Origin of the sequence: Azonexus sp. IMCC34842 (assembly GCF_050368855.1) — a bacterium.
GTDB classification, from domain to species: Bacteria; Pseudomonadota; Gammaproteobacteria; order Burkholderiales; family Rhodocyclaceae; genus Azonexus; species Azonexus denitrificans_A.
Genome location: NZ_CP178449.1, coordinates 996,692 through 1,021,225, shown reverse-complemented (window position 1 = coordinate 1,021,225; position 24,534 = coordinate 996,692). Strand labels below are relative to the sequence as shown.

Here is a 24,534-nt window from a genome sequence, read left to right as displayed (position 1 = left end):
ATCATGGATCACCCCAGCCAACAACCCGGCACCACGCTAACCCCGCTAACTCTCACCTGGCTTGCCCTGGTCGCGCTGACCCTGCTCAGTCTCGGCCTGGGTCAGTGGCTTCATGGCGCGGCCTGGCTGCAACTGCTGGTCGCCGGCATCGTCTGGATCAAGGGCTGGCTGGTCGCCCAGAAATTCATCGAGGCGGAACTGGCGCATCCGTTCATCCGCCGCGTGCTCAAGGGCTTCATCGCCTTCACGCCGGTGGCGCTGGTGCTGACCGCCTTTTACGGCCCGCAGTTCGCCCGCTGGGCGACTTTATAGCTGACTGACGATCAGCTGGCCGAGCGAGGCCATCGCTTCCTGCTGGCTCGGCGATTCGGGATGACCGAAATTGAGGCGCAGGTAGTGGCTGAATTCGCGCTTGGCCGAAAAGATCGGCCCCGGCGCGATGCTGATGCCCCGGCTCAGCGCCTGCTGGTGAAGCAGCAGCGTGTCGACCTGCGGCGGCAATTCGAGCCACAGGAAATAGCCGCCTTGCGGCCGGGCTAGGCGGGTGCCGGCCGGAAAATGCCGCTCGACCGCCGCCACCAGCATCGCCTCCTGCTCGGCCAGGCGGCGCCGTAACTGGCGCAGATGGTTTTCGTAGGCGCCGTGTTTCAGATACTCGGCCAGCGCGATCTGCACCGGCCCGGTGGTCGCCAGGCTGGTCGAGAGTTTCAGGCGCTGGATCTGCCGGGCGTATCGCCCGGCTGCCACCCAGCCCAGCCGATAACCGGGCGCCAGGCATTTCGAGAACGACGAGACATGCATCACCAGGCCGTCCGGGTCGGCGGCCTTACTGCACAGCGGTGCCTGCCGCCCGAAGTAGAGCTCGGCATAGACGTCGTCTTCGATCAGCGGCACCTGGTAACGATAGAGCAGTTCGAGCAGGGCTTTCTTGCGCTCGTCGGTGACCAGGCTCGCGGTCGGGTTGGCGAAATTGAGCATCAGCAGGCAGGCCTTGACCGGGTGCTGGCGCAACGCGTCGGCCAGCGCCGTCAGGCTGACACCCTCGCGCGGATGACTGGGAATCTCGATCACCTGCAAACCCAGCCGCTCGCTGGCCTGCAGCCCGGCATAAAAGGTCGGCGACTCGACGGCGATCAGGTCGCCCGGCTTGGTCACGGCCTGCAAGCACAGGTTGAGTCCTTCCATGGCGCCGGAGGTGATGACGATTTCCTGCGGCGAGACCGAGGCGCCATGCGCCAGATAGCGCAAGGCCAGTTGCCGGCGCAGTTCCTCGTTACCGGGCGGCAGATCGGTCACCGTCGCGAGCGGGTCGAATTTGCGCGCCGCGCTGGCCAGAAAGCGTCCGAGCTTGTCGAGCGGAAACAGGTAGGGGCTGGGAAAGCTGGAGCCGAGCGGGACGACCGACGGATCGCGGACGCTGTCGAGAATCTGGAAGATGAAATCGCTGACCTGCAACTGCGTCGAGCCGCCGACCGGATGCGTCATTCCGGGTTCCGGCAGGCTGCGACCAAGCCGGGCGCGCACGAAATAACCAGAGCGCGGACGCGCCTCGATCAGCCCGCGACTTTCCAGTTGATAGTAAGCCTGGGTGACGGTAATCGGACTGATGTCATGGATCCGGCAGGCTTGTCTGACCGATGGCAGGCGGTCACCGGCGCGCAGGGTGCCATCGACGATCAGCTTTTCCGTTTGCTCGGCAATGTCTTGGTAAAGGCTCATGGACAAATGTTAGCAGCGCCAACCGGACGGCACCTTGGCGCAGATCATTTTTCATCGATCGCGGCAATGCGGCCCGATAACCGATACGGGCCCTACCGGGCAATGAGTTGCCGTTCGTCATAAAACATCAAAATTATTTATATAGATTTTTAGAAACAAAAATCTTATAAATCGCTCCAATACAACGTTTTATCAACAAACAAATGCGAAACAAAAATGCTTTTCGCATGTGTAGGGTTTAACTTACAAGCCGTAGAAATGCCCTACAAATAAATCAGCCAAACCGACTCGATTGCGAATCTGTCATGGCGCAAGCTATCCGAACAAATTTTCTTTTCGGATAAAAAGCTTGGATCACTATCCTGATACCCCCCTCCTCCTGAAGCCGCTATTTTCAGAGGCTTTCGGCGAATCAAGGTTTTTATTCATACTGCCTTTCGCAGTGCTTGGCGCATTGTTTTTCGGCTGCTTGGTTTTTGTCGAGGGACTGACGCTGACCGCCATCGTCTGCGGCCTGACCCTTGCTCTCCTGAACCTCGGTCTTGGGCTGTGGTCGGCGCACACGGTAAGCCAACGCCATGCCAGCTTGATAGCGCTACTGGCAAAAAATGAAGCTGAACGCAGCGAAAAGAACCGGCACGGCATTGCCGGCCTCGACCAGCTTTGCCTGAGCGTCCTCCCGGTATGGTCCGGCCAGATTGAAATGGCCCAGACCCATACTGAAGAAGCGACGATCGCCCTGGCGCAACGCTTTGCCGACATTTCCCAACGGCTGGAGAGTGCCGTTTCGGCGACGCGCGGATCAGCCGGCGACGAACCCGGCAGCCACTTCCTGGTCACTTTGCTCAACGAAGCAAAAACCGACCTGGACTCGATCATCAGCTCCTTGCGCTCCGCCCTTGCCAGCAAGGAATCGCTGCTCAACGAAGTCACCACGCTGTCCAGCCATACCTCGGCGCTGCAGCGCATGGCCCAGGATGTCGGCGACATCGCCAAACAGACCAACCTGCTGGCGCTGAATGCCGCGATCGAGGCCGCCCGCGCCGGCGAAGTCGGGCGCGGCTTCGCCGTGGTGGCGGACGAAGTGCGGAAACTCTCGACGCTGTCCGGGGAAACCGGCAAGAAAATCAGCGAGACGGTCGACACCGTCAACAAGGCTATTGCCGACACCCTGATGGCCTCGCGCCAATACGCCGAACAGGACGAAGCCCTGGTGCAGGACTCGAGCACGGTGATCGGCCGGGTGGTCTCGCGCTTCGGCCAGACCGCGACCGATCTCTCCGACTCATCGGAAAACCTCCGCCAGCAAGGCGTCGTGATTGGCCAGGAAGTCGCCGAAGTATTGGTCGCCCTGCAGTTCCAGGACCGGGTGAGCCAGGTTCTGAACCATGTCACCAACGACCTGAAGAAACTGCAGCAAAACATCGCCGACGGGGACCGCCAGCTCTCGGACAGCCACGGCCTGGTCGCGGTAGACGCGGCGCAATGGCTCGCCGAGCTATCCCAAACCTACACCATGCCGGAACAACACGCCGTGCATAACGGCGGTGCCGCACAGAGCGACGCCGGCAGCAACGAAATCACCTTCTTCTAGAGAAAGCTCCCTATGGCCAAGACCATCATGATTGTGGACGACTCAGCCTCCTTGCGGCAGGTCGTCAGTATCGCCCTGAAGGGCGCCGGCTACGACGTGATTGACGCTTGCGACGGCAAGGATGCCCTCGGCAAGCTCGACGGCCGGAAGATCCACCTGATCATCAGCGACGTAAATATGCCGAACATGGACGGCATCAGCTTCGTCAAGGCGGCCAAGCAGCTGCCGGCCTACAAATTCACCCCGGTCATCATGCTCACCACCGAGGCCGGCGATGGCAAGAAGGCCGAGGGCCAGGCGGCCGGCGCCAAGGCCTGGGTCGTCAAGCCCTTCCAGCCGGCCCAGATGCTGGGCGCCGTTTCCAAACTCATCCTGCCTTAAGGAGTTCTGCCATGGCCGACACCCCGGAATCCGCTCGCCCTGCCCTCGCCATTGCCGGCGAGTTCACCATTTTCACCGCCAGCGCCCTCAAGGAGCAAATCCTCCAAACCATTCGCCAGGCCGAGATGACGGAGGTGGAAATCGACCTGTCCAACGTTACCGAGATCGACTCGGCCGGCCTGCAATTGATGATCCTGGCCAAGATCGAAGCGCTCGGCCGCGGCAAGAATATCCATTTCACCCGCCACAGCGACCCGGTGCTCGACCTGATCGACCTGTGCGACCTCGCCGGCTTCTTCGGCGACCCGGTCCTGATCCGCTCCAAAAATTAAGGCATTCCCCATGAACCTTGACGACGCACTCAAGACCTTTGTCATCGAAAGTCGCGAACTTCTCGAAAACATGGAGGAGGCCCTGCTCAAGGTCGAGCAGTCGCCGGACGACGCAGACCTGATCAACGCCATCTTTCGCGCCGCCCACACCATCAAGGGCTCGGCCGGCCTGTTCGGCCTCGATCACGTGGTGGTCTTCACCCATAACGCCGAAAACGTGCTGGACATGGTGCGCGCCGCCGAGTTGCGCATCACCAGCGAGCTGGTCGCCCTGCTGCTCGAAACCTGCGATCACATGGGCGCCCTGATCGACCATGTCGAGGCTGGCAACGCCCCGCCGGAAGAAGTCGGCAGCCGCAGCGACGAACTGATCGACCGGCTGAAAAGCCACGCCAACCAAGGCGCCGCCAGCGCACCGGAGAGCACCGCAATGGCGGTGAGCGAGCCGCCGCCCTTCATCCGCGAAGGCGATGCGGCGGGCAGCGGGGTCGAATCGGACAACTGGCACATTTCGCTGCGTTTCGGCCGCGACGTCCTGCGCAACGGCATGGACCCGGTATCGTTCATCCGCTACCTGACCACCTTCGGGCGCATCGTCAGCATCGTCACGCTGACCGAGGCGATTCCCGGTGCCGACCAGATGGATGCCGAAGATTGCTACCTGGGTTTTGAACTCAATTACCAGACCACGGCCGACAAGGCGACCATCGAGGGCGCCTTCGAATTCGTCCAGGACGATGCCCGCGTCCGCATCCTGCCGCCGCACAGCAAGGTCGTCGAGTACCACGACCTGATCCAGAGCCTGCCGGAAGAAGAGATGCGGCTCGGTGAAATTCTTGTCCGCTGCGGCACGCTGACCCAGGCCGAACTGGACCTCGCCCTGAAAGCCCAGACCGAAGCCCGCGCCGGCGGCGAACTCGAGCCGCCGATCGGCGAGGTTCTGGTTTCGCAACAGGTCGTGCGCCCGGCCGTCGTCGAAGCGGCGCTGCAAAAGCAAAAACAGGTCAAGGACAACAAGGGCGGCGATGCAGCCCTGATCCGGGTCAATGCCGAAACGCTCGACGAGCACATCAACCTGATCGGCGAACTGATCATCGCCAGCGCCAGCATCAACCTCCTGGCGCTGAAAAGCGGTGTTCCCGAGCAGATCGAAGCGGCCTCGGTGATGAACCGGCTGGTCGAGAACGTTCGCGACTCTGCCCTGCAACTGCGCATGGTGCAGATCGGCGCAACTTTCAACAAATTCCAGCGGGTGGTCCGCGATGTCTCCAAGGAAATCGGCAAGGACATCCAGCTCGAGATCAGCGGTGCCGAAACCGAGCTCGACAAGACCGTCGTCGAGAAGATCGGCGACCCGCTGACCCACCTGATCCGCAACTCGATGGACCATGGCATCGAGTCGGCCGAAGTGCGGCTGGCCCGCGGCAAGCCGGCGCAAGGCACGCTGCGCCTCAACGCTTACCATGACTCCGGCAGCATCGCCATCGAGGTCACCGACGACGGCGGCGGCTTGCCCAAGGAACGCATCCTGGCCAAGGCCATCGAACGCGGCCTGGTCAAGCCGGATCAGGCGCTCAGCGACAACGAGATCCACAACCTGATTTTCGAACCCGGCTTCTCGACCGCCGAACGAGTCAATAACCTGTCCGGCCGCGGCGTCGGCATGGATGTCGTGCGCCGCAACATTACCGCCCTGCGCGGCACTACCGAAATCGAAAGCGTCGAAGGCGCCGGCACAACGATCCGCATCCGGCTGCCGCTCACCTTGGCGATCATCGATGGTTTCCTGGTCGGTGTCGGCGCCTCGTCCTTCGTCGTGCCGCTGGAAATGGTCGAGGAATGCGTCGAACTGACGCAAGAGGAGATCGATGCCTCGCAAGGCCGGGACCACCTCAATCTGAGGGGCGAACTGCTGCCCTTCATCCGCCTCAAGGATCTTTTCGACATCCCAGAACCACCGGCTGCCATACAGGATGATGAGGAAGAAGAAGGCGAAAAACTGGCGATCGACCCGGAACTGGCTTTCCTCCTTCAGCCGGTCAAGCGAGAAAACGTCGTGGTGGTGAACTACGCAGGGCATCGCGCCGGCCTTGTCGTGGACACCCTGCAGGGCGAATACCAGACGGTCATTCGCCCACTCGGCGCAGTTTTCAACGGCATCGAGGGAATTAGCGGCTTCACCATCCTGGGTACCGGACATGTCGCGCTAATTCTCGACGTCCCCGGACTGGTCCGTCGTGTCGCCGGCCGCGACGTTCGTCGCCATGCCCTCGCCAGCAATTACGCCCCAAGCGAGCAAACGGCATGATGACTCGTTCTGTCTTGCCATCCACCACTGAACGCATTCACGAAATTTCCACGAACAGTGGCTTAACTAAACAGGCGAAGACACCTGAATCGGCGGTCTTCCTTCGGAAACATTTTTTCAAATCTAGGGGAAATTGATATGAAACTTACTGTCGCCCAAAAGATGTCCCTGCTGGCCGGTTCGGCCCTGCTCGGAATCGCCCTGCTCACCGGACTTGGCCAGTATCAGATGAGCAAGGTCTTCGATGCAGCCAATTACGGCAATACCAATGCCGTACCCAGCCTGGTCGTGCTCGACGAGCTGCGCAAACAGGTTCTGTTGCTCCGCGTCGGTGCTAACCGCTTCCTGATCAACTCGGATCCGGCCAAGCTGACCGAAATTGAAAACTCGATCAAGGGCATCCGCACCAACATTCACAGCGCCTTCAAGAAATACGAGAGCGACGGACTGGTTTCTGACGAGAAGGACAAGAGCCTCCTCGATCAGGAGAAGAAGCTGTTTGAACAGTATGACCCTCTGCTCGAACCCATTTTTGTCGAATCACGGGCAGGCAGGACGGAGCAAGCCCTCAAACTGGCCGAGAATGCTGCACCGCTGGTCAGGAAGCTATCCGAAGGCATCGACGAGCAATTTGAATACAACGTCAAACTGGCCCTGAAAGGTGCGGAAGAAGCAAAAGCCGTAAAAACCTCGGCGTTCTATATGTCTCTGCTGATCGCAGCGCTGACCCTGGCTGCTGTCGGCATCATCAGCTATACCATCGCCCGCGCCTTCCTCAAGCAGCTCGGCGGCGAACCCGATCATGCGGCCGAAATCGCCAACAAGATCGCGATCGGCGATCTGAGCAGCAAGATTGATCTCAATGCCGGCGACACCACCAGCCTGATGGCCTCGATGAAGCAGATGACCGCCTCGATCCAGAGCGTGCTCGGCGACACCGATGGGCTGATCCAGGCCGGCGCTGAAGGCAAGATCCATGTGCGGGTCGATACCAGCAAGCACCAGGGCGATTTCAAGAAACTCGTCGAGGGCATCAACAAGACCCTCGACGGCATCGTTATCCCGGTCGACGAGGCAATTTCCGTGCTGGTCGAAATGGAAAAGGGCGACCTGACCAAGATGGTCAAGGGCGACTACAAGGGCGAAATGAAGGACTTCAAGGAAACCGTCAATAACACGGTGGAGAAGCTGGCCCAGGCCATCTCCGAAGTCAACACGACGACCGAAGCGCTGTCCTCGGCAACCACCCAGGTTTCCTCCACCGCCCAGTCGCTGTCCCAGGCATCGAGCGAACAAGCGGCCTCGGTCGAGGAAACCTCGGCCTCGATCGAGCAGATGGCCTCCTCGATCCAGCAGAACACCGAGAACGCCAAGGTCGCCGACGGCATGTCGGCCCAGGGCAGCACCAAGGCCGCCGAGGGTGGTCAGGCGGTAAATGAAACCGTCGGCGCGATGAAGCAGATTGCCAAGAAGATCGGCATCATCGATGACATCGCCTACCAGACCAACCTGCTGGCCCTCAATGCCGCCATCGAAGCGGCCCGCGCCGGCGAGCACGGCAAGGGCTTCGCGGTGGTTGCCGCCGAAGTGCGCAAGCTCGCCGAACGCTCCGGCGTCGCCGCCCAGGAAATCGGCCAACTGGCGCTGAACAGCGTCGGCATGGCGGAAAAGGCCGGGCGCTTGCTCGACGAAATCGTTCCGGCCACCAAGAAGACGGCCGATCTGGTGCAGGAAATCACCTCCGCCTCCGAAGAGCAGACCGTCGGCGTCAATCAGGTCAATACGGCGATGAGCCAGCTCAGCCAGATTACCCAGCAGAACGCCAGCGCTTCGGAAGAACTCGCCGCCACCGCCGAGGAAATGTCCTCGCAGGCGACCAATCTCCAGGAAATCATGTCCTTCTTCAACGTCGGCAACGAACATGGCAGCTCCCGCCAGTTCGCCGGCAATCAGGCCAGCCGCCCGTCGCGGGCCAGCGCTGCCGGCAACATCAAGCCGTTCATGAAAAAGGATGGTGGCGCCGGGCATGCCGACGAAGCCAGCTTCGGTCGCTTTTAAGGATGAATGAGGTTCTCGCATGAGCAATCAGCCCAGCCAACTCGTCACCACGCCGGCCACGCCCCCCGCTCTTGCGACCGGGGCCAGCGGGGCGATCGAGCAGCAGCAATATCTGACCTTCAGTCTCGGTGAGGAAATGTTCGCCATCGGCATTCTCGCCATCCGCGAGATCATCGAATACGGCGCCCTGACCGAGGTACCGATGGTGCCGCCGTTCATTCGCGGCGTCATCAACCTGCGCGGCTCGGTCGTGCCGGTCATCGACATGGCGGTGCGTTTCGGCCGGCCGGCCAGCGAAGTCACCAAGCGCACCTGCATCGTCATTCTTGAAACCAGCGATGGCGGACAAACCGAGGGCCACGGCCAGCAGATGGGCATCGTCGTCGATGCCGTCTCGGAAGTGCTGGAAATCCCCCCCGAAGAAATCGAGCCGCCCCCCCAGTTCGGGGCACGGATCCGCATCGACTTCATCAGCGGCATGGGCAAGGTCAATGGCAAGTTCGTTGTCCTGCTCGAGGTCAACCGCATCCTCTCGCTTGGCGAAGTGGCCGTCCTGGCCAACCTCGCCCGTCAGGAAGCCGGCGGTTCATAGCCGGATTCCTGACGCCTTCTCAATCATCGAACGCAATCGCCATTCACTGATGACCGAACGACACACACCGCTGAATGGCTTGGGCAATCCGACCGAAAGTCTGCCGGATGCGGTGGCTCGCCATTACCGGGAGTGCCGTCAGACCTACATCAACTTGGGCGATGATCGGCTCGCTAGCCAGGCGATCTCCGGACCTTGCGCCACAACCCCGGCAGATTTCCCGGCCGACCGAGCCGATCAGGCAGCGCACCGGCTGTTCAGGAGAAACGGATGAAAACAAGGGAGGCAGACCACTGCGGCATGGCGCCAGCCGCCGCCGGGCAGGCCGACACCCGGCAGCAGCTGGCCCTGCTCCGGCTCGCCCTCGACCAGATAGGCGACGCCTTCTACCTGATCGACCGGGACGCCAGACTCCTCCATGTCAATGCCCAGGCGTGCAGCATGCTCGGTTATTCGTTCGACGAGCTATCGGGGATGACTGTTTTCGACATCGATACCGGAATTTCCCCGGAACGCTGGCGCGAACACTGGCAAGAGATGCTGAGCCTGAAGACGCAAACCCTGACCCGTCACAACAAGCGAAAGGATGGGCGGGTTGTGCCCGTCGAACTCAAGCTCAGTTGCCTTACCTGGGAAGGAGAAACCTACAACCTTGCCCTGGCGCGGGACATCAGCGAACGCGAGCATAGGGAAAAGGAGCTTGGTCGTCGGGTGCAGGAGTTTCACGCTTTTGTCGAGAACTCGCCGGACACCATTGCCCGCTATGACCGCGCCGGCTATCGCGTTTATGCCAACCCCGCCCTCGCCCGCCTGGCCGGTGTGCCGGCCGAGGCGCTGCTGGGGAAAAAGCCTTCGGACTACGCCCAGACTGCGGAAACCCAGGTCTACGAACTGGCCTTGCACAGCGTGATCGACAGCGGCCGCCGCAGCGAGTTCGACTACACCTGGCCGGCCAGCGATGGACGGATGATTTGCAGCCACATCATCATGACCCCCGAGTTTGGGCCGAATGGCGACGTGACCAGCGTTCTCGCCATCGGCCGCGACGTTTCGGCGATCAAGGAAACCGAACATCGACTGCGCCAGGCCGAGGCGATGGCCCAACTTGGTCACTGGCAATGGGACCACGTCGAAAAGAAGGCCGTCGCTTCCGGTGAAATGTGCCGGATTTTCGGGCAAGCGGCCGACTGGCAGCCGGCGATCGAGGATCTGCTCGCCATGAGCATCGACGAGGACCGCAAGCGTGTCCTCAAGGCGCTGCAGGACGCCTACGAACGAAGCGACGACGAGGTGACCATCGGCTACCGGATCAAGCATGGCGGACGGGTACATCACCTGCAGACCCATCTCCATATCGAATACGGCCCCGACCTGACACCGAGACGCTTGAACGGGACTACCCAGGACATCAGCGAGCTGAAAAGCTACGAGTCACGCCTGCACGAGATGGCCTTTCACGACACCTTGACCGGCCTGCCCAACCGGGCGCTGCTGAATGACCGACTGAACCATGCGCTGGACAAAGCCGGGCGGCGCAACCAGGTGCTTGGCTTGCTGATTCTCGACATCGACCGGTTCAAGGAAGTCAATGACACGCACGGCCATAATCAGGGCGATCTGCTGCTGCATGAATCGGCCGAACGTTTGCGCCGCCAGATGCGCGACTACGACACCGTGGCCCGCCTCGGCGGCGACGAATTTGCCATCGTCCTGCCGGAGATTCGGGATGCCGCCGACCTGGGCGGCATTTCGCGCAAGATCCTCGATGCGCTGGCCCATCCCTTCCACTTGGCCAACCAGGAAGTATTCATCTCCGCCAGCATCGGCATTGCCGTCTTCCCGGCCGACGGCACGACCGCGACCGAACTGCTGCAGTACGCCGACTCCGCCCTCTATGATGCCAAGGCCCGCGGTCGGGCCGGCTTCCGCTTCTATTCCGCCGAACTAACCGCCAAGGCGCGCGAACGGGCGATGCTGGAAACCGCCCTGCGGCGGGCGGAAGTGGAGAATGAACTGGAAGTCTTCTACCAGCCGAAGATCGACTTGCGCAACAGCCGGCTGGTCGGTGGCGAGGCGCTGCTGCGCTGGCGGCATCCCAGCCTCGGCCTGGTGCAGCCCGACAAGTTCATCGGGATTGCCGAAGATACCGGCCTGATTGTCGGCATCGGTGCCTGGGTCTTGAAGCAGGCCTGCTTCGCGGCCCGCCGCTGGAACAAAGCGGGCGAGTGCGAACTGAAAATCGCCGTCAATCTCTCGTCGCGCCAGTTCCGCGACAACGATCTGGTGGCCACCGTCGAGCAAGCGCTGGCGGCGAGCGGCTGCCAGCCTGGCTGGCTCGAATTCGAGATCACCGAGAGCCTGCTGCTTGATAACGACGAGAGTATTGGCCGAACCCTGAATGCGTTCCGGGCGATGGGGATCAGCATCGCCATCGACGATTTCGGCACCGGCTATTCCTCGCTCGCCTACCTGAAGCGCTTCCCGATCAATGTGCTGAAGATCGACCGCTCGTTCATCAAGGATGTGATGCTCGACAACGACAGTACCGAACTGGTCAAGGGAATCATCACCATGGCGCTCAGCCTGCGTCTCGAACTGGTGGCGGAAGGCATCGAAACACAAATCCAGGAGGAATTTCTCCAGGCGCACGGCTGCCATCTCGGCCAGGGCTATCGCTACGGCAAACCGATGCCGGCCGATGAATTCGCCGCAATGCCTCTGATGCTCGAACGCTACTCCCTCCCCTTTTCCTGCGATGGCGTCCGGAGCAGCCCCTGGGTGGACTCGGTCGCAGCACCGTAGGCTTGCCTTATGAGTAATTGGATAGCGCAGTGACAGACTCCCCTTCGCTCGGCAACATCGCCATCACCAAAACGGAATTTGCCCAGTTCCAGAAACTGATCTTCCAGATTGCCGGTATCAGCCTGTCCGACGCCAAGCAGGTGCTGCTGGTCGGCCGCTTGTCAAAACGCCTGAAGGAACTCGATTACCGCACTTTCAGCGAGTATTTCCGCCATGTCACCAACGAAGCGGGAGCCGAGGAACGCCAGACGATGGTCGATTTACTGACGACCAACGAAACCTATTTTTTCCGCGAACCGAAACATTTCGACTTTCTTCGCGAGCGCGCGGCCAGCCATCGCAAAGGCGGCACCTTCCGGGTCTGGAGCGCCGCCTCGTCGAGTGGCGAGGAGGCCTACTCGATGGCCATGGTCTTGGCGGAAACCCTGGGCGACACCCCCTGGGAAATACTGGGCACCGACATCAGCACCAAGGTGCTGGCCAAGGCACAATACGGTCAGTATCCGCTCGAACGAACCGACGGCATTCCGATCAATTTGCTGAAAAAATACTGCCTCAAAGGCCTCGGCAAGCATACCGGGACCCTGCTCATTGCCAAGGAGTTGCGCCAACGGGTGCAGTTCCTGCACTGCAACCTGATGGCGCCGCGCCAAAGCCTTGGCCAATTCGACGTGATCTTTCTACGCAATGTGATGATTTATTTCGAGAGCGAGACCAAGCGCAAAGTAATCGCCAATCTTCTGCCCTATCTGAAGCGCGACGGTCACTTCGTCGTCGGTCATTCCGAATCGCTGAATGGACTGACCAAGCACTTGGTCCTCGCCAGTCCAACCATCTATCGCCATGCCGGAGCGCGATGAAGCTGCCCGCCGTCAAACCGGACGTATTTCTGCATCCCGGCGAGTTCTTCTTTGGCTCGGCCCCCGGACGGATCGGTACGCTGCTCGGTTCCTGCGTCTCGGTGACTCTCTGGTGCCCGCGTCATCAAATTGGCGGCATGTGCCACATTCTGCTGCCCAGTCGCCGGCGCCCCCCGGGCAGTCCGCTCGACGGACGCTATGCCGACGAAATACTCGAGCTGTTTGCCAACGAACTGCGCGCCCGCAATATTTCACCGAATACGTGCCAGGCCAAGCTCTTCGGCGGCGGCAACATGTTTGCCGGCAGCCGGGCCGGCACCCTTGAGATTGGCCCCCGCAACATCGAGGCGGCGCGGCGGGCGCTCGCCCGACACGGGCTGTGGGTGGTTGCCGAACACGTCGGCGGAACCCGCCACCGCCGGTTGTCTCTCGATCTCGCTACCGGCCACGTCTGGCTGGCCGCGCCCGGCAATCAACCGAGCCATGGAAAACTCTGCACATGAGCAAAAAAATCAAGGTAATGATCGTCGACGACTCGGCCCTGGTCCGGCAGGTGGTGACGCAAGCGATATCCAAGGATCCGACGATCGAGGTCATCGCCACGGCGCAGGATCCTGTCTACGCGCTGGAAAAAATGAAAGCCAACTGGCCGGACGTCCTGGTCCTCGATATCGAAATGCCGCGCATGGACGGCCTGACCTTCCTGAAAAAGATCATGGCCGAACACCCGACGCCGGTCATCATCTGCTCCTCTCTGGCCGAGCGCGGCGCCGAGGTGAGCATGGAGGCGCTGGCGGCCGGCGCGGTGTGCATCATCACCAAGCCGAAGATGGATCTCAAGTCCTTTCTCCAGGACTCGACCAACGACATCCTGAGCGCCATCAAGGCTGCCGCACGCGCCAACATCGGGGCGTTGCGCCGGCAGACGATGCACCCGAGCACGCCCGGGATTCCGCCAAGAATTCCGGTCGAGGCAATGCTGCCGAGCAGCCATCGCGGGGCAACGATGTACAGCACCACCGACAAACTGGTGGCCATCGGCACCTCGACCGGCGGCACCCAGGCGCTGGAAGCCGTATTAACCCGGCTGCCCGCCGTCTGTACCGGCATCGTCATCGTCCAGCACATGCCGGAAAAATTCACCGCGATGTTTGCCAGTCGCCTCAACGGGCTTTGCCAGCTGGAAGTGCGGGAAGCCCGGGATGGCGACCGGGTGCGCTCCGGACTGGCGCTGATTGCACCCGGCGGCCGGCACATGATGGTGAAGCGCAGCGGCGCCCAGTATTACGTCGAGGTCAAGGATGGCCCGCTGGTCAACCGTCACAAGCCGTCGGTCGATGTGCTTTTCCGTTCGGTCGCCCAGGTCGCCGGCAAGAACGCCTTGGGCATCATCATGACCGGCATGGGCGACGATGGCGCCCGCGGCTTGAAGGAAATGCGAGAGAGCGGCGCCAACACCATCGCCGAGGATGAATCGACCTGTGTCGTTTTTGGTATGCCGAAGGAGGCGATCAAGCTGGACGCAGCCGACAGAATCATCCCGCTTGATCAAATACCGCACGAGATCATTGCTTACAGCAATTAATTTTTTAAACCCGAAGATGGCCGCCCCGCCTGGCTTTTACCTTAAAATCGAGCGCAATTAACTACCAAATTCGTCATAAAAAACAAATTCACCGCGAGGCCAAAATTGTACCTACCTGAAGTCAGTTCAATCGACAGCGCGATCCTGTTCGTAAACGAGGCTTTGCCTGAGCATCGCCAACTGACAAAAATTCTCCGGCAACGCGGTTGCTTGACCCATGCGACAAGCGGTTTCCATGAAGCGATGAGCCACATCGAAAACGCCGAACCCGATCTGATCGTTTTCGACATCGACACGCTGGGCGTCAACGCCTACGACATATGCATCCGAATCAAGGCAACCCCAAAAACGCGCGACATTCCGATCATTTTCCTCGGTTCGAGCGGCAGCACCGAAGAGCGCAACAAAGTCTTCGCCAGCGGGGGAAGCGATTACATCAGCAAGCCCGTCATCGACCACGAACTGCATACCCGCATCGCGACACATCTGGCGCTCCGCAATCTGCGCCGCAAGCTTGGACAACCGGAAAACAAGCGAAAAAACCGGAGACCCGAAGAACAACTCCGGTCGGTCAAGAAATGCGTCGAACTCCAGCGCGACATAGAAGCACTTCGCGAGCGCAATGCCCTGCTGCAATGCATGGTTGACTCGAGCACCATCGGTATCGTCTTTTGGCACTTGAATGGCCGGCTAATCGAAGCCAACGGGGCGCTGCTCCAAATGCTCGAACTGAACCGGGAAGATGTCCAGTCCGGCCGGGTCAACCTGCTTCAGTTGTGCGTTCCCGAGGAACGCCTGGCGATGGCCCAAGATCTCGCCGCCGTTGTTTCTGGCCGGCGTTCCCCGCCTTGCGAAAGACAGGCCCTGCGGCCGGACGGCAGCATCATCCCGATTCTGACCGGCTGCGCCTGCCTGGATTTGGACGAGGCGCTCGGGGTGTCGTTCGTCTTCGATCTTTCCAACCAAAAGAACATGGAACGCAAACTCCTCGAATCGAAGAAGCAATTGCGCGATCTGGCGGCCCATAGCGAGCGGGCGATGGAAATGGAGCGCAAGCGGATCGCCCGGGAAGTCCATGACGAGCTGGGCTCGCAATTGATGGCCCTGAAGATGAATCTCGACTTGCTCCGCCGCGAATCGGACGGCCCGAAGGAAAACGTTCCGCAGCGCCTCGACTCGATGGAACACATCCTGAGCAAAGCCGTCCGGGTAATGCGTCAGATCGCCACCGAATTGCGCCCGGCGGTACTCAACATGGGCTTTCTGGCCTCTCTCGAGTGGTTGGCCGACAGCTTTCGCAAATACAGCAGCATCCCCTGCAGTATCAAGGCCTGCGGCGAAGTGCCACTAGACGAGATGCGGGCCACCGCCTTGTTCCGCATCGTCCAGGAATCGCTGATCAATATTGCCCGCCATGCCCAGGCGAGCCGGGTAGACATCGAACTGAGCCAGAACGACAAGCAGATCGACCTGCGCATCACCGACAATGGTCAGGGCTTTGAGCCGGAAAAGGTTGGCAGCCAGTCGTTCGGACTGCTCGGCATGGTCGAACGACTGGAGGTATTTGGCGGCAAGCTGGTCATCGACAGCGCCAGGGGCCGGGGGACCAAACTGTGCATCACCCTTCCCTTAGGAGAACCCGCATGCTCCGCATCCTGATCGCCGACGATCACAGCATCGTCCGCAGTGGTCTGAAGCAGATCATCGCCAGCGAGACCGATCTCGAAGTCGCGGACGAAGCCAGCCAGGGCAGAGAGATACTGTCCCGGCTGCGGCTGGGTGGAATTGACGTATTGCTGACGGATTTGTCGATGCCCGGTCTCAGCAACCTCGATCTGATTTCCCGGGTTCGTAGCGAAGCGCCCGATGTTCCGATCCTGGTCCTGAGCATGCACAATGAAGTGCAGCTGGTTTCGCGCGTCCTGCGCTCGGGAGCCGCCGGCTATGTCACCAAGGACTGCGCCCCGAGTACCTTGCTCGCCGCCATCCGCAAGGTGGGCAATGGCGGCCGCTTCATCGACCCGTGCCTGACCGATGCCATGATCTTTGACCCGCCCGAAGACAGCCCGCCGCATGCCAAACTGACCAACCGGGAATTTGCGGTACTGAAGTTCTGCTCCGAGGGGCTTTCCCTGACCGAAATCGGCGAGATGTTGCACTTGAGCGCCAAGACGGTCAGCACGTACAAGACGCGCCTGATGCAAAAACTCGGTATCGAAAACAATGCCGATCTGGTGCGTTATGCCTTGAGGCACGGCCTGATCATGGAATAAGACTTGCTCCGGAGAGATCGCTCAGTTGCTTCCCGAACGCTGCAGGCGGGCCCGCAGCGTGGCGATTTCGTCGAGCAGGTCGAGCGCCAGGGCCACCCCGGGCGGATTGATCTCGAGATCCTGCGCCAGCCGCCAGGCCAGCCGCGCCCGGCGCAGCGAGTCGCCGCTGAAACGCCATTCCGGCGGCGACGCACCAACCGGTTCGAGGACGCCTTCGATGACCCAGGCCAGCACATGTTCCTCGGCCACATTGCAGGCCTGACAAAGCTCGACCAGCGTCAGCCGAACGTCCTCTTCGACGATCACGCCCTGAATCAAAGTGATATTCGCTTGCGGCATGACGGATCACCCTTTCTGCTTGGTTCGCGGGTTGAACGCAAAAGCCCTGGCCATCGCCCGATAGGCCTCCCGGGCACTCTCCGTCTCGGCCGGCGGCAAGACAAGTTTCAGCACGACATAGAGATCGCCCGGCGGCGTCCCCGGAATGCCCCGGCCTTTCAGGCGCAGTTGACGACCGGCCGCCGAGTTGGGCGGAATCGTCAGTTGCACGGTGCCTTCCGGCGTCGGCGCGGCGATCGAGGCGCCGAGGGCGGCCTCCCAAGGGGCGAGCGGCAGATCCAGATAGACATCGCGGCCATCGACCCGAAACTGCGGATGGGGGTTGAAGGCAATTTCCAGATACAGATCGCCGGCCGCTCCGCCGCCCGTGCCGGGACCACCCTGCCCGGCCAGGCGCAGATGCTGCCCGGCCCGGATGCCCTTGGGAATGCTGACGTCGAGCTTGCGCTCCTGCAACGTGACATTGCCCTGCGCATCGAGCACCGGCATGCGCAGCGAAATGGCGCGCTGGGCTCCGGAGTAGGCATCGGCCAGATCGATCATGACCTTGGCGTGATGGTCCTGGCCGTGGGCCCGCATGTGGGCCCGCTGACCGGCCCCGGTCCGCCGGCCGAACAAGGCTTCGAAGAAGTCGCTGGGCTCGCTGCCCGGCCCCGTCGCAAAATCCCGGCCGCTGAATTCGAATCCGGCATCCCAGCCCGGCGGCGGCTGGAAGTCCTGCCCGGTCTTCCACTCGCTGCCCATCTGGTCGTAGGCGGCGCGTTTTTCGGGATCCTTGAGCACGGCGTAGGCCTCGCCGAGTTCCTTGAAACGAATCTCGGCATCGGCAACCTTGCTGACATCCGGATGGTACTTGCGGGCCAGCTTGCGGTAGGCGCGTTTGACATCGTCCTGCGTTGCGCTACGCGGCACACCGAGAATTTCGTAATAGTCCTTGAATTTCATGGTGCGAAGCTCGTTGCGGTCGACAAAATCAGAATCTACACCCGCGGCGCAACAACTGGCTATTCAAGCTGCGGCCGATACGCTACGGTAGCGACCAACCTAGTCCAATCACGGAGCGCCACGATGCCCGCCCATTCACTGCAAGACCGCGCGACTGGCGCATTGATCGGCGCCTTCATCGGCGATGCGCTGGCCCTCGGCCCGCATTGGTATTACGACCTGGATCAACTGCACGCTGACTATGGCCCCTGGATTTCCGATTACACCACGCCAAAAGCCGGGCGTTACCACGCCGGCATGAAGGCCGGCCAGGCATCGCAGTCCGGCGTGCTGCTGCGCCTGACCCTGGAATCCCTGGTCGCTTGCGACGGCTACGATGAAGCCGACTTCTGCCGGCGCATCGATACAACATTCTTCCCGCTGCTTGACGGCACGCCGATGCACGGCCCTGGCGGCTACACCAGCCAGTCGATCCGCGAAGCCTGGCGCAAGCGCGTCGGACAGGGCTTACCCTGGGGGCAGGTGGCGGGCAATGCCGACACCACCGAAGCCGCCGAACGGATCCTGGCCATCGCCGTCTGCCATGCCTTGCAGCCGGCCGAGCTGGCCTCGGCCGTCACCGGCAACACGCTGCTCACCCAGAACGACGGAACCGTCGTCGCGATGACGGTCGCCTTCGGCGCGGTCCTCGGCATGCTGGTCGAAGGCCAGCCGCTCGACACCACGCTGTCGGACAAGCTGATGGCCCGCGTCAAATCGGGAGCCTTGCCCTTCCATGCGGTAACCAGCGGCAATTTGCAGGCGCCCCGCCCAGGCGAGACGGAAGCGCCGAGCGCCGGCCGCTTCCCGTCGCCGGATGCCTTGCTCAGCCAGTCCTCGATCGCCCGGGCGGCGGTCGATCCCGACATTCGCATCGAACCGGCCTGGAAGGTGTCGCTGGTATACGGCATGCCCTGTGCGGTCTATCACCAGTTCCCCGCCGCCTACTATCTGGCGGCCCGCTTTGCCGACGACTTCGAATCGGCCGTACTGCACGCGGTAAACGGGGGCGGTCAGAATCTGGCGCGGGCCATGCTCACCGGGGCGCTGGCCGGCGCCCAGACGGGACTCTCGGGGATTCCGCAACGCTTCCTGGACGGACTGGAAAACGCTGCCGAACTGCTCAATTTGGCGACGCAACTGGCCAAACGGATCAATCAGCGACAGAATCGGACGGCACATGCCAAATAAGTCGCCGGCGCAGGATTGATGGCCGGCAGGCAATTTACACAGCGTGCGACTTAGCTGACACTATGCGTCGACAGAGATCGAAATTTTTCCTAATTAAAATACAGAATTCATGGCCCCCGCAGAGAACCACCAAGATCCAAACAAGCCGCAGTCGTTGTTCGCATCGCTAAAGCATTTTTTTCGCCGCTGGCGCAGGCCACTGGCCGGTCTGCTCCTGTTGCTGCTGCTGATCGGCGGTTTGCTGATCGCCAATGAGGTCAAGACCTCGCACTTCCAGGCGAGTTACCTCGCCAACTACGCCGCCGGACTCGATTACCGGCTGGTCGACGGGGCCAGCGATGCCATCCGCTTTCCGGCACATGGTCCGTTCGATCAGCGGATGGGCTACACCGAACTGCCGCAGACCATCGAGCGGCTCGGCAGCCGCGGCTTCGTACTCAAGCAGCAAGCCCGTTTTTCCGGAAAGCTGATGGATTACACCGAACGCGGCAACTTCCCGCCCTTTCACGAGAAATCGCGGGCCGGGCTGGACCTGGTCGACTGCCGCGGCGAGACGCTGCACCGCTTCCGCTATCCCTATCACGGCTACCCCGACTTCGCGGCGGTGCCGCCGAAAATGGCCGAGGCGCTGATGTTCATCGAAAACCGCGACCTGCTCGACGAATCACGGCCGAAAATGAATCCGGCTGTCGACTGGGTCCGCTTCACGCGGGCCGTGCTGGGTCGGCTCGGCCATCTGGTCAGCGAGGACTTCGATGCCCCGGGCGGCAGCACGCTGGCGACCCAGATCGAGAAATATCGCCATTCGCCCGACGGCGTGACTTACGACTCCCACGAAAAGCTGCGCCAGATGCTGTCGGCCAGCGTCCGCGCCTATCTGGATGGCGAAGAGACGCTGCCGGTACGCCGCCGGGTCCTGCTCGACTACCTGAACACCGTGCCACTCTCTGCGGCGCCCGGCTACGGCGAAGTCAATGGCATCGCCGACGGGTTGTGGGTGTGGTTTGCCGCCGATTTCGACCAGGTCAATGCGCTGCTCGCCGCGCCGGAAGGCAGTGGCGCCACCCTGGCGGCACAAGGAACGGCACTGCACCAGTCGGTGGCGCTGATGATCGCCCACCGGCGGCCTTCGTACTACCTGTCGCGGGCCGGCCGCGACAACCTCGAACGCCTCTCCCAGAGCTATGTCCGTCTGCTGGCTGACAGCGGCCTGGTCAGCCCGGCCCTGCGCGACGCCGCCCTGGCCGAACCGCTGAAGTTCCGCGACATGAAGGCAAACCCGGCCCGCCTGCCAACCGACATTGGCAAGGGAACGACGGCGATCCGCAACCGGCTAGCCGGCATGCTCGACGCGTCGCTCTACGAGCTCGACCGCTTTGACGCCCATGTCTCGACGACGCTGAACGGCGCACTGCAACAACAGGTCAGCGAATTCCTGGAAAAACTGGGCGATCCCGACTTTGCCCGGCGCCAGGGGCTGCTCGGCGAGCGCATGCTCAACCCGGCCAAGCTCGGGCTGGTCCGCTACAGCTTCAACCTGGTCGAACGCACGGCGGACGGCAACCGCGTCCGCGTGCAGACCGACACGACCGACCAGCCGCTCGACATCAACGAGGGGAGCAAACTCGAACTCGGCTCCACCGCCAAGCTGCGGGTGCTGACCACCTATCTCGAAATCGTCGCCGAACTGCATCAGCGCCTGACCGAGCGGCCCGCTGCCGACCTGCGCCGGATGCGCAGCGAACAACACGACCGTCTGACGCTGTGGGCGATCGAACACCTGAGCACGGCGACCGATCGCAGCCTGCCGGCAATGTTGCAGGCGGCACTCGAGCGCCACTATTCGGCCAGCCCGGGCGAGAGCTTCTTCACCGGCGGCGGCGCCCATGAATTCAACAATTTCCGCCACGAGGACGACGGGCGCATGCCGACCGTGCGCGAGGCGCTGCAAGGTTCGATCAACCTGGTTTTCGTCCGCCTGATGCGCGATGTGGTGCGCTATGCGATGTACCAGGTGCCGGGCAGTTCGGCGCAACTGCTGAAGAACGACAACGATCCGCGACGACTGGAATATCTCGCCCGTTTCGCCGATCGCGAAGGACAGGTTTTCCTGCGCCGCTTCTGGCACAAGTATCAGGGCAAGAAGCCGGAGGAAATCCGTGACGTCTTCCTCGACGGCTTGCGCCCGGGCGCCGATCGCCTGGCCGCGGTGTTCCGCTACCTGTCGCCGCAGGCCTCGCCCGAGGCGCTCAAGCAGTTCCTCAGCCAGCGTCTGAACGGCGAGGCGCTGTCCGCCGAGCGGATTGACAAGCTGTATGCGCGCAACGCCCCCGAGATCTACGATCTGCCGGACCGCGGCTATGTCGCCCGCGTTCATCCGCTGGAGCTCTGGCTGGTCGGCTTCCTTTCCGCCAAACCGCAAGCGAGCTGGACCGAGACCGTGCAGGCCAGCGCCAACGAGCGGCAGGCGGTCTATGGCTGGCTGTTCCGTACCCGCTTCAAAGGCGCCCAGGACTCGCGCATCTACACCATGCTGGAAGTTGAAGCCTTCCTCGACATTCATCGGCGCTGGGCCCGCCTCGGCTACCCCTTCGGTCATCTGGTGCCGTCGCTGGCCACTGCACTCGGCAGTTCGGGCGACCGTCCGGCAGCGCTGGCCGACCTGATGGGCATCATTGTCAATGATGGCGTACAGCTGCCGACGCAACGCATCGACAAGCTGGCGTTCGCCGTCGATACGCCATACGAAACCCGCTTTGCGCGGGAAACCGGCGAAGGCAAACGGGTGATGGCGCCGGAAGTCGCTGCTGCGCTGCGCAACGCGCTGTCCGAAGTGGTCGAAGGCGGCACCGCCCGCCGTCTGTCCGGCGCCTTCAAACTGGCCGACGGCTCGTCGCTGGCCCTCGGCGGCAAAACCGGCACCGGCGACAACCGCATCGTGATCAGCGGCAACAACACGCGCGGCGTGGCGATGAACCGCACCGCCACCTTCGTCTTTTATATCGGCCCGAATCATTTCGGCACCCTGACCGCCTATGTCATCGGCCCGGAGGCCGCCAGCTACAATTTCACCTCGGCGCTGCCGGTGCAGATCCTCAAGTCGATGGGGCCGGTATTGCTGCCGCATCTCGAGCCGAACGCCACAGGCTGTACTTTGTAATCGGGCGGCACGACGATTGAAGCCGGTCGTAAATCAAAACAAGGGGGTGTTCCATGGATAAGTCACTACAGTCACTCGACCAGATCAAGTCTTCCGCGCTGGACATGGCCGTTCGCTTCGGGCCGAAGCTGGTCGTCGCGATCATCATCCTGGTGGCCGGCTACATGGTCGGCCGCTGGGTCGGGAACCTGCTCGAACGCCTGCTGGTTCGCCTGAATCTTGAAGCGCCGGTCCGCTCGCTGCTGGTCCGCATCGCCCAGCTGGTGATCCTGGCGCTCTTCGCCATCATGGCCCTGCAAAATCTCGGCGTCGAGCTTCTGCCGCTGATTGCCGGCCTCGGCGTCGCCGGCGCCGGCGTTGCGCTGGCCATGCAGGGCATACTCGGCAACATCGTGGCGGGCCTGACCATCATCTTCACCCGGCCCTTTCATGTCGGCGATTACATTTCCATCGCCAAGGAAGAAGGCGAGGTGCTCGACATCAGCCTGTTCAGCACGACGCTCGGGCATACCGACCTGTCGAAGGTGGTGATCCCGAACCGCAAGATCGTCGGCGAGATTCTCCACAACTATGGCCGGATACGGCGCCTGAACATTGCACTGGGCGTTTCCTACCAAACCGATGTAAACGTCGCCTTGCACCTGATAACCGAGATTCTGCAAGCCAATCCGCGCGTCCTGAAAGACCCGGTGCCGCAACTCGGGGTTACCCGTCTTGCCGAGTCCGGCGTGACGATCGGCGTCACCCCGTGGGTCAACGTACCGGACTACGATGCAGCGATCAGCGAGGTCAACCAGACGATACTCGAGACCTTCGCCGCACGGAACATCGTCATCGCCCTGCCGCAATGTGAAATCAGGATGCTCGGCAACAGCGCCTGACTCAACGAAATCAGCGATGCCGCGATCCGGACCTTGCTACCGTCACCGGCTCACCCGAGCCTGCCGGACGGCACTGTTGATCGGCCTGATGGCCGTCATTTCGGGTTGCGGCATCAAATACGCCCAGGACGACGGTCGCCGGCTCGATGACAAGCTGGTCTCGGCAATCCGGGCCACCGGGAACGGCCTGGCCGTTCTGCGCCCGGCCATCGAGAAAAGCAGCCGCTCCCGCCCCGCCGAGTGCGAGCGGCAATGGGAGCTACCCTTCGTGACCGTCAGCAGCGAAGCTTTGACACCGGATGAAAAAGTCGCCTGGGTGCGGTTCTTTGGCGTCGATGAGCGGCCAACCGTCGTTGGCGCCGCACCGGGATCGAGCCTGGGCTGGGGCGAAAAAATAGCCAGGATCAATCGCTACTCGAGTTCGGATGGCAACGAGATGCAAAGCTATCTGCTCGAACTGCGCGATCTTGGCGCCCCGTTTACCGTGACCAATGCCCGCGGCAAGCGGGTCTCCGTCGAGCCGTTTGAAGTCTGCCGCGGCCGGGTCCGGATCGCCCCGCGCGATGCGCCCGACACCCAAAATTACCACTGGCTGGAAAGCACCCACCCCCTCCCCGTCTTCAGCACCGAGCCGTCAGCCGACGAAGCGCTGTGGATCGTGCTGTGGACCCAGGGCCTCTCCGAAACCGCCGGGGCGCGGATGAAGGCCTATCACTACGCCTATCTCCCGCTACGCGCCCTGATCAAGGCGGCCTTGCTGCTGAACAGCGTCAATGCCATAGCCAAGGCGGCCGAAATCTCCGGGGCCGCGCTGGCCAACCAGGCGGGATCGGCGATTGGCGGCTCGGTCTTGTCGGGAGCGGCGCAAACGCGCTCCAGTTCGATCCTCTTCGATTCGTCGAAAAACCGCGAAGCGCTGGAAGGCGTGTCGTGGGTTGCCGGCACCCAGTTCGAAGAGGCCGATGCCTGGGCCCTCGAACGGATCCTCGAACTCGGCGCCAATCCGGCGGCGGCGATCGGTTTGCACCACAAGCTGACGGCGATCGGCCACGGCCAGAACGCCTTTGTGTTCGACGAGCCGCGCCTGCACGCCTTGCAGAAGCTGAGCGATGAGAAAAAACTGAACATCCGGTGGACCAGCCTGCTCGACCCGCAGATAAAAAAGCCGGCCGACGAAAACCCGCTTGATCGATGAAGACAAAGCCAAGCAGCCCGCGCCGATGGGCCGACTGGCCAAACATTGCGGCATATGGAAAGAAATAAACGGTATTTCACAAGCCGCCGCGCCATCGGCTAAATTGCCCGGATGCGGTCTTTCCGATGCCGGACAACGCAATACCCATCATTACAATCAGGTTGCAATGCCGCGGTCCGGCTTTTAAAGTCCCACCCTTGCCTCTTTCCGGACGGCGCCAGGCGGCATCAAGCCACCCCGCCGGGCAAGGTCGGTGGCACTTTCGAAGTAGCCGAGTACG

At 61.9% G+C, this 24,534-nt stretch carries 20 protein-coding genes and 1 pseudogene; 18 read left to right on the top strand and 3 right to left on the bottom strand.

What is annotated here, in order from left to right:
• The first annotated feature begins 3 nt into the window (after nt 1-3).
• A complete protein-coding gene (locus ACLIKD_RS04720) occupies nt 4-312 on the top strand; it encodes a hypothetical protein (RefSeq protein ID WP_428827372.1) in 309 nt (102 codons plus the stop codon).
• On the opposite strand, the gene ACLIKD_RS04715 is transcribed toward ACLIKD_RS04720, so the two are convergent.
• Nucleotides 307-1,719, bottom strand: coding sequence for a PLP-dependent aminotransferase family protein (locus tag ACLIKD_RS04715; RefSeq protein WP_428827371.1), 1,413 nt, complete (start codon nt 1,717-1,719; stop codon nt 307-309). The two genes, ACLIKD_RS04720 and ACLIKD_RS04715, sit on opposite strands and share 6 nt — an antisense overlap.
• Nucleotides 1,720-2,698: 979 nt before the next feature.
• Here ACLIKD_RS04715 and ACLIKD_RS04710 point away from each other — a divergent pair.
• The 12 genes and pseudogenes from ACLIKD_RS04710 to ACLIKD_RS04655 form a co-directional block, all read left to right on the top strand.
• Nucleotides 2,699-3,313 (top strand): annotated as a pseudogene (locus ACLIKD_RS04710) (methyl-accepting chemotaxis protein); the annotation flags it as partial.
• 12 nt (nt 3,314-3,325) lie between these two features.
• Complete coding sequence (locus ACLIKD_RS04705; RefSeq protein WP_226419151.1) at nt 3,326-3,694, top strand: response regulator; 369 nt, start codon at nt 3,326-3,328, stop codon at nt 3,692-3,694.
• 11 nt (nt 3,695-3,705) lie between these two features.
• A complete protein-coding gene (locus ACLIKD_RS04700) occupies nt 3,706-4,026 on the top strand; it encodes an STAS domain-containing protein (RefSeq protein ID WP_428827370.1) in 321 nt (106 codons plus the stop codon).
• A gap of 10 nt (nt 4,027-4,036) precedes the next feature.
• A complete protein-coding gene (locus ACLIKD_RS04695) occupies nt 4,037-6,334 on the top strand; it encodes a chemotaxis protein CheW (protein ID WP_428827369.1) in 2,298 nt (765 codons plus the stop codon).
• Between the two features lie 138 nt (nt 6,335-6,472).
• Entirely contained in the window at nt 6,473-8,392 is a 1,920-nt protein-coding gene (locus ACLIKD_RS04690; protein WP_428827368.1) for a methyl-accepting chemotaxis protein, read from the top strand.
• A gap of 19 nt (nt 8,393-8,411) precedes the next feature.
• The gene (locus tag ACLIKD_RS04685; protein WP_428827367.1) at nt 8,412-8,984 is read left to right on the top strand and encodes a chemotaxis protein CheW; all 573 of its coding nucleotides are present in this window, start codon (nt 8,412-8,414) and stop codon (nt 8,982-8,984) included.
• Nucleotides 8,985-9,254: 270 nt separating this feature from the next.
• The gene (locus ACLIKD_RS04680; RefSeq protein WP_428827366.1) at nt 9,255-11,786 is read left to right on the top strand and encodes an EAL domain-containing protein; all 2,532 of its coding nucleotides are present in this window, start codon (nt 9,255-9,257) and stop codon (nt 11,784-11,786) included.
• Between the two features lie 29 nt (nt 11,787-11,815).
• Nucleotides 11,816-12,646 carry a CheR family methyltransferase gene (locus ACLIKD_RS04675; protein WP_428827365.1) on the top strand — a complete coding sequence of 277 codons (831 nt, stop codon included), beginning with the start codon at nt 11,816-11,818 and terminating at the stop codon, nt 12,644-12,646.
• Nucleotides 12,643-13,149, top strand: coding sequence for a chemotaxis protein CheD (locus tag ACLIKD_RS04670; protein WP_428827364.1), 507 nt, complete (start codon nt 12,643-12,645; stop codon nt 13,147-13,149). The genes ACLIKD_RS04675 and ACLIKD_RS04670 overlap by 4 nt, the downstream gene beginning before the upstream one ends.
• The gene (locus tag ACLIKD_RS04665; RefSeq protein ID WP_428827363.1) at nt 13,146-14,231 is read left to right on the top strand and encodes a protein-glutamate methylesterase/protein-glutamine glutaminase; all 1,086 of its coding nucleotides are present in this window, start codon (nt 13,146-13,148) and stop codon (nt 14,229-14,231) included. Before ACLIKD_RS04670 ends, ACLIKD_RS04665 begins: the two co-directional genes overlap by 4 nt.
• A gap of 105 nt (nt 14,232-14,336) precedes the next feature.
• Complete coding sequence (locus ACLIKD_RS04660; RefSeq protein ID WP_428827362.1) at nt 14,337-15,890, top strand: histidine kinase; 1,554 nt, start codon at nt 14,337-14,339, stop codon at nt 15,888-15,890.
• Nucleotides 15,875-16,504, top strand: a complete 630-nt coding sequence (locus ACLIKD_RS04655; RefSeq protein ID WP_428827361.1) for a response regulator — start codon at nt 15,875-15,877, stop codon at nt 16,502-16,504. The genes ACLIKD_RS04660 and ACLIKD_RS04655 overlap by 16 nt, the downstream gene beginning before the upstream one ends.
• Nucleotides 16,505-16,525: 21 nt before the next feature.
• Here the strand turns inward: ACLIKD_RS04655 and ACLIKD_RS04650 are convergent, their stop codons facing one another.
• Both ACLIKD_RS04650 and ACLIKD_RS04645 read right to left on the bottom strand, forming a co-directional pair.
• Complete coding sequence (locus tag ACLIKD_RS04650) at nt 16,526-16,843, bottom strand: chaperone modulator CbpM (protein ID WP_428827360.1); 318 nt, start codon at nt 16,841-16,843, stop codon at nt 16,526-16,528.
• 6 nt (nt 16,844-16,849) lie between these two features.
• Complete coding sequence (locus tag ACLIKD_RS04645) at nt 16,850-17,788, bottom strand: DnaJ C-terminal domain-containing protein (RefSeq protein ID WP_428827359.1); 939 nt, start codon at nt 17,786-17,788, stop codon at nt 16,850-16,852.
• Between the two features lie 123 nt (nt 17,789-17,911).
• On the opposite strand from ACLIKD_RS04645, the gene ACLIKD_RS04640 reads away from it, so the two are divergent.
• The 5 genes from ACLIKD_RS04640 to ACLIKD_RS04620 all read left to right on the top strand — a co-directional run bounded on the left by ACLIKD_RS04640 (nt 17,912) and on the right by ACLIKD_RS04620 (nt 24,441).
• Entirely contained in the window at nt 17,912-19,018 is a 1,107-nt protein-coding gene (locus ACLIKD_RS04640) for an ADP-ribosylglycohydrolase family protein (RefSeq protein WP_428827358.1), read from the top strand.
• Between the two features lie 154 nt (nt 19,019-19,172).
• Nucleotides 19,173-22,178: a transglycosylase domain-containing protein gene (locus ACLIKD_RS04635; protein ID WP_428827357.1), complete on the top strand. Its 3,006-nt coding sequence runs from the start codon at nt 19,173-19,175 to the stop codon at nt 22,176-22,178.
• A gap of 53 nt (nt 22,179-22,231) precedes the next feature.
• On the top strand, nt 22,232-23,059 hold the full coding sequence (locus ACLIKD_RS04630; RefSeq protein WP_428827356.1) for a mechanosensitive ion channel family protein: 828 nt from the start codon (nt 22,232-22,234) through the stop codon (nt 23,057-23,059).
• A 16-nt stretch (nt 23,060-23,075) separates the two neighbouring features.
• Complete coding sequence (locus tag ACLIKD_RS04625; protein WP_428827355.1) at nt 23,076-24,254, top strand: hypothetical protein; 1,179 nt, start codon at nt 23,076-23,078, stop codon at nt 24,252-24,254.
• On the top strand, nt 24,244-24,441 hold the full coding sequence (locus tag ACLIKD_RS04620; protein ID WP_428827354.1) for a hypothetical protein: 198 nt from the start codon (nt 24,244-24,246) through the stop codon (nt 24,439-24,441). Before ACLIKD_RS04625 ends, ACLIKD_RS04620 begins: the two co-directional genes overlap by 11 nt.
• The last annotated feature ends 93 nt before the right edge of the window (nt 24,442-24,534 follow it).